Annotated in this window: 12 protein-coding genes; 7 read left to right on the forward strand and 5 right to left on the reverse strand. The window is 60.0% G+C overall.

Annotated features, from left to right (window positions below):
- Positions 1–20 precede the first annotated feature (20 nt).
- Genes K0H47_RS21615 through K0H47_RS21635 form a run of 5 tightly spaced genes read left to right on the forward strand, consistent with a single transcriptional unit; the run spans position 21 to position 4,616 of the window.
- Complete coding sequence (locus tag K0H47_RS21615; RefSeq protein WP_063033689.1) at positions 21–1,064, forward strand: DUF5924 family protein; 1,044 nt, start codon at positions 21–23, stop codon at positions 1,062–1,064.
- Between the two features lie 55 nt (positions 1,065–1,119).
- Positions 1,120–2,268, forward strand: a complete 1,149-nt coding sequence (locus K0H47_RS21620; protein ID WP_063033690.1) for an ABC transporter permease — start codon at positions 1,120–1,122, stop codon at positions 2,266–2,268.
- On the forward strand, positions 2,265–3,068 hold the full coding sequence (locus K0H47_RS21625; protein WP_218263571.1) for an ABC transporter ATP-binding protein: 804 nt from the start codon (positions 2,265–2,267) through the stop codon (positions 3,066–3,068). Before K0H47_RS21620 ends, K0H47_RS21625 begins: the two co-directional genes overlap by 4 nt.
- A gap of 1 nt (position 3,069) precedes the next feature.
- A complete protein-coding gene (locus K0H47_RS21630) occupies positions 3,070–4,008 on the forward strand; it encodes an MlaD family protein (RefSeq protein WP_063033691.1) in 939 nt (312 codons plus the stop codon).
- On the forward strand, positions 4,005–4,616 hold the full coding sequence (locus K0H47_RS21635; RefSeq protein ID WP_093203248.1) for an ABC-type transport auxiliary lipoprotein family protein: 612 nt from the start codon (positions 4,005–4,007) through the stop codon (positions 4,614–4,616). Before K0H47_RS21630 ends, K0H47_RS21635 begins: the two co-directional genes overlap by 4 nt.
- Positions 4,617–4,708: 92 nt before the next feature.
- Here K0H47_RS21635 and K0H47_RS21640 read toward each other — a convergent pair whose 3' ends face one another.
- From K0H47_RS21640 to K0H47_RS21660, 5 genes are all read right to left on the reverse strand, one after another.
- Entirely contained in the window at positions 4,709–5,938 is a 1,230-nt protein-coding gene (locus K0H47_RS21640; RefSeq protein ID WP_003214785.1) for a nucleoside recognition domain-containing protein, read from the reverse strand.
- 100 nt (positions 5,939–6,038) lie between these two features.
- Positions 6,039–7,370 (reverse strand): glutamate/aspartate:proton symporter GltP, encoded by a 1,332-nt coding sequence (gene gltP / locus K0H47_RS21645; protein WP_063033694.1) that lies wholly within the window; start codon positions 7,368–7,370, stop codon positions 6,039–6,041.
- A 729-nt stretch (positions 7,371–8,099) separates the two neighbouring features.
- Entirely contained in the window at positions 8,100–8,567 is a 468-nt protein-coding gene (locus K0H47_RS21650) for an inhibitor of vertebrate lysozyme family protein (protein WP_063033695.1), read from the reverse strand.
- Positions 8,568–8,569: 2 nt separating this feature from the next.
- Positions 8,570–8,734: a DUF1328 domain-containing protein gene (locus K0H47_RS21655; RefSeq protein WP_003170804.1), complete on the reverse strand. Its 165-nt coding sequence runs from the start codon at positions 8,732–8,734 to the stop codon at positions 8,570–8,572.
- A 77-nt stretch (positions 8,735–8,811) separates the two neighbouring features.
- Complete coding sequence (locus tag K0H47_RS21660; RefSeq protein ID WP_063033696.1) at positions 8,812–9,096, reverse strand: hypothetical protein; 285 nt, start codon at positions 9,094–9,096, stop codon at positions 8,812–8,814.
- Positions 9,097–9,489: 393 nt separating this feature from the next.
- Here K0H47_RS21660 and algB point away from each other — a divergent pair, with 393 nt between their 5' ends.
- Both algB and K0H47_RS21670 read left to right on the forward strand, forming a co-directional pair.
- Positions 9,490–10,836 (forward strand): sigma-54-dependent response regulator transcription factor AlgB, encoded by a 1,347-nt coding sequence (algB, locus tag K0H47_RS21665; RefSeq protein WP_003214793.1) that lies wholly within the window; start codon positions 9,490–9,492, stop codon positions 10,834–10,836.
- 10 nt (positions 10,837–10,846) lie between these two features.
- On the forward strand, positions 10,847–12,634 hold the full coding sequence (locus K0H47_RS21670; protein ID WP_063033697.1) for a KinB sensor domain-containing domain: 1,788 nt from the start codon (positions 10,847–10,849) through the stop codon (positions 12,632–12,634).
- Positions 12,635–12,640 lie beyond the last annotated feature (6 nt).

The following is a 12,640-nucleotide window of genomic DNA, read 5'->3' on the forward strand; positions in this document are numbered from 1 at the left end:
CAAAAACTGTGAACTGCCGAATGCCTAACCTGACCCACTACATCCAGCGCATCCTCGAGCTGATGAAGCGCTACCCAGGGGTGATTGCACTCGGCGGCTTCATCTCGGGTGTGAGCAGCTTCATCCTGGTGGATCGCCAGCAAGGCATGGCCAGCTGGATCGCGATCATTATGCTGGTGAGCTGGTTATGGCTGATGCTCGAAAACAGCCTCACCCAACTGTTCAGCAAAGTCTTCAAACGGGAAATCCCCGAGCCGCTGCTGCGCTACGCCACGCAGATGATCCACCAGGAAAGCCTGTTTTTTGTTCTGCCGTTCTTTTTTGTCACCACCACCTGGAACAGCGGCCAGTCGATTTTTACCGGCCTGCTGGGCGCGGCAGCGCTGGTCTCCATCACCGACCCGCTGTACTACAAATGGCTGGCGCCCAAACGCTCGCTCTTTCTTGCACTGCACACCCTGACCCTGTTTGCGGCCCTGCTGACCGCGCTGCCGATCATCCTCCACCTGACCACCGCCGAGAGTTACAAACTGGCCCTCGGCGTGGCGATGCTGCTGTCGATCCCGAGCCTGGCGGTTAGCCTGCCGCTGCGCAGCATCAAGGGCTGGGCGATGCTGTTGGGGGTTACCGCAGCGATTGGTTGCGCGGGATGGTTCCTGCGCACGTGGGTGCCGCCCGCTACCCTGTGGATGACCGAAGTAGCCATCAGCACCCAATTGCAGGACCGCACGCCCGGCGATGACCTGACAGAAGTCAGCGCCGCCCAACTGCGCAGCAGCGGGCTGTATGCCTACACCGCGATCAACGCGCCGCGCGGCCTGGATGAGCGGATCTACCATGTGTGGAAATTCAACGGCAAGGAAGTCGACCGCATCGCCCTGGACATCCATGGTGGGCGCAAGGAAGGCTATCGGGCCTGGACCCACAAGCAGAACTTCCCCCCCGACTCGGTGGGACGCTGGCAGGTACGGGTGCTGACCGAAGATGGCCAAGTGATCGGTGTGTTGCGCTTCAAGGTGACTGACCCCGGTCAGGACGCCACAACGCCAGACGCGCCAAAGTAGGCAGGATCGTGCTATTACGTAGGAATTCTGGAATAGCCAAACAAGCTCGGAGCTTATGACCAGTAGCACAACGGCCGGTGCAGCCCATCTGGACACGTCCACCCAGCCTCCATTGCTGAGGATTACAGGGGATTGGACGCTTGCCCACTATGCCAACCTGAAGAAGCTGTCGGAAAAGCTCGACGGCCAGTACGACGCGGGCGCACGCATCGACCTTAACGGCCTCGGCGCCCTGGACACGGCCGGCGCCTCGCTGCTGGTGGAATTGCTCGGCCCCGAGCGCATCGAACAGTCCGCCGAACAGACCGACTGCAGCCTCTCGACCGCCGACCGCGCATTGCTGAAAACCGTCTACCGCTCCCTGAACGACTTCTGTGTGCCGGTCAAAGAACCGGAAGAAGCCGCCGGCATCATGTTGCTGGCGCGCATCGGCGGCGCGGTCTACACCGTCTGGCAAGACGGCATGAAACTGCTGGGTTTTATCGGCCTGATCCTCGAAACCTTCGCCCGTGGCGTATTCCGGCCCAAGCGCTGGCGCGTGACGCCAATGGTTGCGCATATCGAACAAACCGGTCTCGACGCGGCCCCCATCGTGGCCTTGCTGACCTTTCTGGTGGGCGCGGTGGTGGCGTTTCTCGGCGCCACGGTGCTGGCCAGTTTTGGCGCGAGCATTTTTACCGTAGACCTGGTGGCGTTCTCCTTCCTGCGGGAATTCGGCGTATTGCTCACCGCGATCCTGATGGCGGGCCGCACCGCCAGTGCCTTCACCGCGCAAATCGGCTCGATGAAGGCCAACGAAGAGATCGACGCGATTCGCACCCTGGGCCTCGACCCGATGGAGTTGCTGGTGCTGCCCCGGGTGCTGGCATTGCTGGTGGCGCTGCCGATGCTGACGTTCCTCGCGATGCTCTCGGGGATTATCGGTGGTGGTGTGGTGTGCGCCGTGGCCCTGGATATTTCACCGGCGATGTTCCTCTCACTGCTGCAATCGGACATCGGTGTGCAGCACTTTATCGTGGGTATGATCAAGGCGCCGATCTTCGCATTCCTGATCGCCGCCATCGGCTGCCTCGAAGGTTTCAAGGTCAGCGGCAGCGCCGAATCCGTCGGTGCCCACACCACCTCCAGCGTGGTGCAATCGATTTTCGTGGTGATCGTACTGGATGCGGTCGCCGCACTGTTCTTCATGGAGATGGGCTGGTGAGTCGTCTGCGCCGTGCGCCCACTGAGGCGGTGATCGAAGTCCGCGGGCTATGCAATCGCTTTGGTTCGCAAAGCGTGCACGAGAACCTCGACCTGGACTTGTACAAGGGCGAGATCCTCGCCGTCGTCGGAGGCTCCGGCAGCGGCAAGTCGGTGCTGCTGCGCAGCATCATTGGCCTGCGTCAGCCCAGCGAAGGGGAAGTGCGGGTGTTCGGGCAGAACTTGCCGAGCCTCTCGGAGCATGAGCGGTCGATGGTGGAGCGGCGTTTCGGCGTGCTGTTCCAGAAGGGCGCGCTGTTTTCCTCGCTGACGGTCACCGAGAACGTTGCCTTGCCGCTGATCGAACATGCCGGCCTCAGTCGCCCCGATGCTGAACACCTGGCGGCGGTAAAGCTGGCGCTGGCCGGGTTGCCGCTGTCGGCCGCGGACAAATATCCATCGTCACTCTCCGGCGGCATGATCAAGCGTGCGGCCCTGGCGCGTGCCCTGGCGCTTGACCCGGACATTCTGTTTCTCGACGAACCCACCGCCGGCCTCGATCCGATCGGCGCCGCCGCCTTCGATCAACTGATCCTGACCCTGCGCGATGCGTTGGGCCTGAGTGTCTTCCTGGTCACCCACGACCTCGACACGCTGTACACCATCACCGACCGCGTGGCGGTGCTGGCGCAGAAAAAGGTACTGGTGGCGGATGCCATCAATGTCGTCTCGGAAACCGACGACGCCTGGATTCACGAATACTTCCATGGCCCACGGGGCCGCGCGGCATTGGATGCCGCTCAACTGCTCAACGAGGTATGACATGGAAACCCGAGCCCATCATGTGATGATCGGTCTGTTCAGCGTGATCGTCGTGGTCGGCGCCATGCTGTTTGGCCTATGGCTGGCCAAATCCAGCGTCGACAGCGCCTTTCAGGATTACGAAGTGATCTTCAACGAGGCGGTCAGTGGTTTGTCCCAAGGCAGCGCCGTGCAGTACAGCGGGATCAAGGTGGGCGACGTCACCAGCCTGCGCCTCGACCCGAAAGACCCGCGCCGGGTATTGGCACGCATCCGTCTGGCCGGGCAAACACCGATCAAGGAAGACACCCAGGCCAAGCTGGCCCTGACCGGCATCACCGGCACCTCGATCATCCAGCTCAGCGGCGGCACGCCCCAAAGCCCGGAACTCAAGGGCAAGGACGGCGAGTTGCCGCAAATCATCGCCTCACCGTCACCTATCGCTCGCCTGCTGAACAACAGCAATGACCTGATGACCAGCATCAACTTGCTGCTGCACAACGCCAACCACATGTTCTCCCGGGAGAACGTCGAGCGCCTCAGCAATACCCTGGACAACCTGCAACAGACCACCGGCGCGATTGCCGACCAACGCGGCGACATCAAGGTGGTGATGCAGCAATTGATGCAGGTGAGCAAACAGGCCAGCGCCACCCTGGAGCAAACCACCGCACTGATGCGCAACGCCAACGGTTTACTCAATGATCAGGGCAAGCAGGTGTTCGGCAGTGCTGAAAAGGCCATGCAGTCCCTTCAACAAAGCACGGCCACCCTCGACACCTTGCTGACCAACAACAAGGACTCCCTCAACAGCGGCATGCAGGGTCTCAACGAACTGGCACCTGCGGTGCGCGAGTTGCGGGAGACCCTGGGCTCGTTGCGCGCCATTTCCCGCCGCCTGGAAGCCAACCCCAGCGGTTACCTGCTGGGCAGCGACAAGAACAAGGAGTTCACGCCATGAAGCGTGCTTACCAAGTGATCGCCCCCGTTGCCCTGGCATTGGTCAGTGCGTGTTCGATCTTGCCCAAGGCGGACCCTTCGGACGTGTACCGGCTGCCCTCGGCGCAGACCACCGCGCAGGCCAGCCCTGTGGCCTGGTCGCTGCGAGTGGCCAAGCCGCAGACCAGCGAATTCCTCGACAGCCCGCGGATTGCCGTAGTACCTAACGGTGACCTGATCAGCAGCTACGCGAATTCCCGCTGGAGCGATCCGGCACCGGTGCTGTTGCGTAACCGGTTGCTGGACGGGTTCCAGCGGGACGGACGGGTGACGCTGCTCAGTACCGATGAGACCAATCTGCAGGCGGACTTTGAGCTGGGCGGGCAGTTGCAGGCGTTTCAGAGTGAGTATCGCGGCAGTGCGGTTGAGGTAGTGATACGGCTGGATGCGCGACTGGTGCGCGGCAGTGATCAGCGGATTATTGCCAGCAAGCGGTTTGAGGTGAGACAGCCGGTGGGGGATACCAAAGTGCCGGCGGTGGTGGCCGGGTTTGGTCAGGCTGGGGATGCACTGAACAAGCAGGTGGTAGATTGGGTGGTGGGCCAGGGCAATACAGCACCAAAACGCTGAAGGCCTCATCGCAGGCAAGCCAGCTCCCACATTTGAAGGTATTCACAAATCAAAATGTGGGAGCTGGCTTGCCTGCGATAGCAATTTAAGCCTTAGCCGAAGAACCAGTAGCACACCGCAATCGCCGCCACGACGCCAGCAAACTCCGCCAACAACGCACACCCCACCGCATGCCGCGCCCGCTGGATCCCCACCGAGCCAAAGTACACCGCCAACACATAAAACGTGGTCTCGGTACTGCCCTGAATCGTCGCTGCCACCAACGCCGGGAAGCTGTCCACGCCCTGGGTCTGCATCGTCTCAATCAGCATCGCCCGCGCCGCGCTGCCGGAGAACGGCTTGACCATCGCCGTCGGCAACGCGTCGACAAAGCGCGTGTCCATGCCGGTCCAGGCCACCACATGGCGAATCCCTTCCAGGCCGAAATCCAGCGCGCCGGACGCCCGCAACACGCCCACGGCACAGAGCATCGCCACCAGGTACGGCAGCAGGTTCTTGGCCACGTCAAAACCTTCTTTGGCGCCTTCGACAAACGCCTCGTAGACCTTCACCTTGCGCAGCGCGCCGATCACCAGGAACAGCATGATCAGCCCGAACAGCGTGAGATTGCCGAGGATCGACGACAGGCCCGCCAGCGCAGTGGCTGAGAGCGTCGCCAGCAAGGCCATGAAACCACCCAGTACCAGCGCACCCGGAATCAGATACGCAAGCACCACCGGGTCCCACAGCCGCAGGCGTTGCATCACCGCCACCGACAGCAGGCCCACCAGGGTCGAGGCGCTGGTGGCCAGCAGGATCGGCAGGAACACCAGCGTTGGGTCCGCTGCACCTTGTTGGGCGCGGTACATGAAGATGGTGACCGGCAGCAGGGTCAGGGAAGACGCGTTGAGCACCAGGAACAAAATTTGCGCATTACTGGCGGTGTTGGGGATGGGGTTGAGCTCTTGCAGCGCCTTCATGGCCTTGAGGCCGATGGGCGTGGCGGCATTGTCGAGGCCCAGGCCGTTGGCGGCGAAGTTGAGGGTGATCAAGCCGATGGCCGGGTGGCCGGCGGGCACTTCCGGCATCAGGCGCCGGAACAGAGGGCCAAGGGCCTTGGCCAGCCAGTCGACGATCCCGGCTTTCTCGGCGATGCGCAGGAAGCCCAACCACAAGGTCAGGGTACCGAACAACAACACCATCACCTCGACCGACAGCTTGGCCATGGCGAAAATGCTTTCCACCATCGCCGCAAAGATGCCGGCGTTACCGCCAATCAGCCATTGCGCCAGCGCGGACACCATCGCCACGATAAAAAAGCCAAGCCACAGGCCATTGAGCATCAGTTGAATCCCCCGAAAGATGGGGCGAATGATAGCGGGGCTGGCAGAAACGACAAACCCCGGAATTTTCCGGGGTTTGTGTAGGAGCCAACTCTGGCGATCAGCCGCGAGTGGTCTCGCCGGCCGGCATCACTTGCTTGGTGCGCCAGTGCGGGAGGGAGTTCCAGTAGCGCTCGCCCTTGGCATCGTCGTACATGCCTTCCCAGCGGGAGATGACCAGTACGGCCAAGGCGTTACCGATCACGTTCAGTGCGGTACGCGCCATGTCCATGATGCGGTCGACACCGGCGATGAACGCCAGGCCTTCCAGCGGAATACCCACGCTGCCCAGGGTCGCCAGCAATACCACGAACGACACACCCGGTACGCCGGCGATACCTTTGGAGGTGACCATCAAGGTCAGCACCAGCATCAGTTGCTGGCCAATCGAAAGGTCGATGCCATACAGCTGGGCGATAAAGATCGCAGCGATGCTCTGGTACAGGGTCGAACCGTCGAGGTTGAACGAGTAACCGGTCGGCACCACAAAGCTGCAGATCGCCTTCGGCGCGCCGTAGGCTTCCATCTTCTCGATCACACGCGGCAGTACGGTTTCGGAACTGGCGGTGGAGTAGGCCAGCACCAGTTCATCCTTGAAGATGCGCATCAGCTTGATCACCGAGAAGCCGAACAGGCGGGCGATCAGGCCGAGCACCACAAAGGCGAAGAACAGGATGGCGACGTAAACCAGGATCACCAGCTTGGCCAGCGGCAGCAGCGAAGCGAACCCGAAGTTGGCGACGGTCACCGCGATCAGGGCAAATACACCGATCGGGGCATATTTCATGATCATGTGGGTGACTTTGAACATGCTCTCGGACACGCCCTGGAACATGGTCACCAGGGGCTCGCGCAGTTCAGGCTTGAGGCTCGACAAGCCGAGGCCGAACAATACCGAGAAGAAGATGATCGGCAGCATGTCGCCACGGGCGACGGCGGCGAAGATGTTCGACGGGATCAGGTTGAGGATCGTCTCGATGAACGCATGCTCATGCTGGACCTCGGCGGCGGTGGCCGTGTATTTGGAAATGTCGACGGTACCCAGGGTACTCATGTCGATGCCGGTACCCGGATGGAACAGGTTGGCCAACAGCAGGCCGACCACAATGGCGATGGTGGTGACCACTTCGAAGTAAAGGATGGTTTTAACGCCGATCCGACCGAGCTTTTTCGCATCCCCAACACCGGCGATCCCGACAATCAGCGACGAAATCACGATCGGGATAACGATCATCTTGATCAGGCGGATAAAGATATCGCCAGCGGGCTGCAATACGTTGCTGATCCACCAGGCCTTTTCAGCACTGAAATGGTTAAGCACCGCACCGATTGCAATCCCCAGCACCAGACCGATGAGGATCTGCCAGGCGAGGCTTAGCTTTGCCTTCTTCATGTCATTACCCTTACTTCAAGTGGACTCAGGCAGATGCGCCAGCAGCTGGAACGCTCGAGAGCGAAAAAGTGTGTGCATCTGCCCCCGTAGAAGGTCACCGCAGTTGGCCGATATGGCTCACTGGCAGGCGAAAAAAGGCGCAACTATTCCGATGCAAGCAGGCGACGTCTAATGCCGTAAACGCCTACCCTATGCCGAATCGGCATGAGTTTTTTTGAGTTTTTCTGTCTGAACGGTCAGTTCGAATACGACATTTCGGCAGGCATAAATGCCGCGAACCTGCCATTTCAGGCTTGCGCAGGGTTTTTTGAAAATCTACGGTCGCGGTTGAAAACCCCTGAAATTTCCTACGCATACCATCGAAAAACTCGTCTGGCAGAAGACAAACTTTCTCGATAGATGGTCACGCGGAAACACCAAGAAATGGTTGGGGCGACGCAAAAAGGAAAATGGCCGCTATGGGCGGCATGACTGAAGCGGGCATAAGAGCCGCAAGCCCGTCGCAAGTTCCACAAACCATTGGCTTGGGAACTTGCGTCGCAGCTTTTCACCTGACCCGGCCCTTGCGCAGGCACTCCCTGTCCCCGTAGGTCACGCCGATCCGATTGATCAGAGCAACCCGGCCCCTTGGTCATGCACCGCCCTTGTCGGGCGGTGCAAACAGAAAGAAGCATGGCGCTTCTTTCTATGGACGATAAGCCGGTAGACGACAGCGTCGTCAGACCGAACCTAGTACCAATTCGGATCTTTCTTGAGCTGTTCCATCAGCAGCTTCTGCATGCCTTCGTTCGGCTTGCCAAGAAAACGGTAGTCGGCGTGCCGTGTTGGCGATTTGTCCGCAGGCAGGCCCGCAGGAACTTCCACCAACATGGCGTAGGCATCTTCCTTATCGAAGCTGAAAGCGACTATCAGGCGCTTGTTCAAGCACGTGTCTGCGGTCTCGCAGAGCGGCCCTACCAAGTACTTGTCGCCATCCTCTTCAACGGCATTCATTTGTTCAGCGCTGCCCGACAGGTTCAACACCCATTCCGGCAAGCGCTCTTCCTTCTTGACCACGCTCTGCCAAGTTTCGCGGTACTGCGGGTTCGCACTCAGCAGTTCGTTGGCCCGAGTCTGGCCGTCATTGGCAGCCAGCGCCAAGCCGCTGCCGCCCAACAACAGGGCGGCAGCCAGGACTTTAAGAGACGAATTGAACATGTTCAGCCTCGGCCACGACGACCAAAGAAGAAGGAAGCGATAAACATCACCAGGAAGACCACAAACAGAATCTTGGCGATACCCGTGGCGGTGCCCGCGATACCACCGAAGCCCAGGACTGCAGCCACAATGGCGATGATCAGAAATGTGATTGCCCAACTCAACATGGTGATTCTCCTTACGCTTCTTTTAGGGGTAACAGCGGTGGTGCCTGCGGTCGCTCGATTAAAGGACCGTGTCTTGCTTAGAACACCCAGCGTTCCTGATAAGGCAGGTCGCCGAGGGTGGAATCCTGTTCAACCGCCGTCAGTTGCGGGGTTGTCACGTTGGCGGCGGTGCTGCCAACGGAGCGGAAATGGGTCTGGGTCATCATCGGGCGTTCAAAATGCGCGGCTACTTGCTGCTGACTCTGCCAATGCGCCAATTGCTGACCGCCAATCAGGGTCACCATCAGGGCCAGGCTGGCAAACAGCCCCTGTTGCAGACGCAGTGGCGATACACGCAGTTGGGTCAGGCTTTGGCGAGTCATGCTGTATCTCTCCCGCATTCTGATTATTCGTTTATGAAACTCGTATGAGGTGTATTGCAGCCTGCGTGCCAGTTTTTTAACAAAATAAAAACCAATAAAATCAATAACTTGAAAACAAAAGCGCTTTGATACCACGAGCATCCTGCACGATGCCCCTATCCTTGCCGTGCGAAATGCACGATGGTCACTGGTCGGATCAAGGGATAGGAAGGCAGCGGTCGACTGCCGAATGGGCAAGAAGGGGATAAAAACGCCTCAAAACGGCGTCTCTTTAAGAAGAAGTGCAGATAGCTGCGCGATGACGGCTTTAATCAATCAGAATAAACCATGCAACTTGCCCGATTATTCCGGGACTAAACAACATCATTCATTCTTAGTGGGAGCGCGGGACAGATGGAATCAGCCAAGGAACTTCAAGGCCGCATTCTTTTAGTGGATGACGAATCCGCGATCCTTCGCACCTTCCGTTACTGCCTGGAAGATGAAGGCTACACCGTAGCCACCGCCAACAGCGCCGCCCAGGCCGATGCCCTGTTGCAACGCCAGGTGTTTGACCTGTGCTTCCTGGACCTGCGCCTTGGCGAAGACAACGGTCTCGATGTACTGGCGCAAATGCGTATCCAGGCACCGTGGATGCGCGTGGTAATCGTCACTGCCCATTCGGCCGTCGACACCGCCGTGGATGCGATCCAGGCCGGCGCGGCCGACTACCTCGTCAAACCTTGCAGCCCCGACCAATTGCGCTTGGCCACGGCCAAACAGTTGGAAGTACGCCAGCTCTCGGCGCGCCTGGAAGCCTTGGAAGGCGCAGTGCGCCAGCCCAAGGACGGTCTGGACTCCCACAGCCCGGCAATGATGGTAGTGCTGGAAACCGCACGCCAGGTGGCGGGCACTGATGCCAACATCCTGATTCTTGGCGAGTCCGGCACCGGTAAAGGTGAGCTGGCCCGAGCGATCCACGGCTGGAGCAAGCGGGCGAAAAAATCCTGCGTCACCATCAATTGCCCGTCGCTGACGGCGGAGCTGATGGAAAGCGAGCTGTTCGGCCATAGCCGTGGTGCGTTTACGGGCGCCAGTGAAAGCACCTTGGGCCGGGTCAACCAGGCAGATGGCGGCACGCTGTTTCTCGACGAGATCGGCGACTTTCCACTTACTTTGCAACCCAAGTTGCTGCGTTTTATCCAGGACAAGGAATACGAGCGCGTCGGTGACCCAGTGACTCGCCGTGCTGACGTGCGAATTCTTGCCGCCACCAACCTGAACCTGGAAGACATGGTTCGTGACGGTCGTTTCCGCGAAGACCTGCTGTACCGCCTGAATGTCATCACCTTGCACCTGCCACCTCTGCGCGAGCGCAGCGAAGACATCCTGACCCTGGCCGACCGCTTCCTGGCGCGCTTCGTGAAGGAATATGCGCGGCCGGCTCGCGGCTTCAGCGATGAAGCCCGTGAGGCGCTGCTCAACTACCGCTGGCCGGGGAACATCCGCGAACTGCGCAACGTGGTGGAGCGAGCCAGCATCATCTGCCCGCAGGAAAAGGTTGAGATCAGCCACCTCGGCATGGCCGAACAGCCAACCAACAACGCCCCGCGCATCGGTGCGGCGTTGAGCCTGGATGAATTGGAAAAGGCGCATATCGGCGCCGTGCTGGCCACCAGTGACACCCTGGACCAGGCAGCCCGCACCCTTGGCATTGATGCGTCAACGCTGTACCGCAAACGCAAACAATACAACCTGTGAGCTGTAGCCTATGAAGCTTGCGATGAAGCTGCGCACTCGGCTGTTCCTGAGCATCTCCGCGCTGATCACCGTTGCCCTGCTGGGGTTGCTGCTGGGCCTGGTGAGTGTCATGCAAATGGCCAAGACCCAGGAATCGCTGATTCGCAGCAACTTCATCACCCTGGACCTGGGCCTCAAGCTTCGGCAGACCCTCGGCGACCAGTTGATGATCATGCTCAACGAACAGCCGAACACTGCTGCGCTGGAAGACTCCAAGCAACGCTATTTCGCCCTGCTGCAGCAAGGCATCGAACACGAACAAAAGGACGCGGCAACCAGCGGTTTTACTCAGGCCAAATCCGACTACCTGAGTTTTCTCGAGGCATTCGATAAAAAGGAAAATGCTCCAGCGCAGCTGCGCAACAACAACGAGCTGACCGAGCGCTTCAATATCTTGCGCAACGGCCTGATCGCCGAGCATAAGAAAGCCCTGGATAACATCAACGACACCGAACACAAGTCCCGCGAACGCGCGTTGTTGATCGCCGGCCTGCTGGGTCTGGTCGGGCTGGCAGTGCTGATCATCGGCTTCATCACCGCCCATGGCATTGCCCGACGCTTTGGCGGGCCGATCGAAGCGCTGGCCAAGGCCGCCGACAAGATCGGCCAGGGCAACTTCGAAGTCACACTGCCCATTTCGTCGGCGGCGGAGATGAACCTGCTGACCCGACGCTTCGGCATCATGGCCGAGGCGTTGCGCCAACATCAGGCAACCAATGTCGATGAACTGCTTGCCGGGCAGCAACGCCTGCAGGCGGTGCTCGACAGCATCGACGACGGCCTGCTGATGATTGACCGCCAGGGTCGACTGGAACACCTTAACCCGGTGGCACAGCGCCAACTGGGCTGGGACGAGAATCGCCTGGGCCAAGGCCTTGGCGAAGCCCTGGGCCGGCCGGAACTGGATGAACAACTGCACCTGGTACTGCGCGGCGGCAACCTGGAGCGTGCACCTGAAGATCTGGAAGTGGAGGTTGAGGGTGAGCTGCGCCTGCTGACGTATAGCCTGACACCGGTCAGCCATACCCAGGGGCACATTCTGGGCGCGGTAATGGTGCTGCATGACGTCACCGAACAGCGCGCCTTTGAACGAGTGCGCAGTGAGTTCGTGTTGCGCGCGTCCCATGAGTTACGCACGCCGGTCACAGGCATGCACATGGCATTCGGCTTGTTCCGGGAACGGGCGAAGTTTCCTGCGGAATCCCGCGAAGCGGACCTGCTGGATACGGTCAACGAGGAAATGCAGCGCCTGATGCAGTTGATCAACGACTTGCTCAACTTCTCGCGCTACCAGAATGGCTTGCAGAAACTCACCCTCGGCCCGTGCGACATCAGCGACCTGCTCGAACATGCCCGCGCCCGCTTCGCGGAACAGGCGAATGCGCAGAACATCGAACTGCTGGTTGAGGAGCAATCCCCGCTACCGAGGTTGCATGCCGATCGGGCGCAGTTGGAGAGGGTACTCGACAATTTGCTGGGCAATGCCCTTCGGCACACTGCCGACGGTGGGCAGATCCGCTTGCAGGCGCGCCGCCATGGCGAACGGGTGATTGTCAGCGTCGAGGACAACGGTGAAGGCATTGCCTACGGCCAGCAAGGGCGGATCTTCGAACCGTTTGTGCAGGTAGGCCGCAAGAAAGGCGGCGCCGGGCTGGGCCTGGCGCTGTGCAAGGAGATCGTGCAATTGCACGGTGGCCGCATGGGGGTTTATTCACGGCCGGGGCAGGGAACTCAGTTCTATATGGCGCTGCCCCTGTAGGATCAC

The organism is Pseudomonas sp. Xaverov 83 (assembly GCF_019352905.1).
Taxonomy (GTDB): Bacteria; Pseudomonadota; Gammaproteobacteria; order Pseudomonadales; family Pseudomonadaceae; genus Aquipseudomonas; species Aquipseudomonas yamanorum.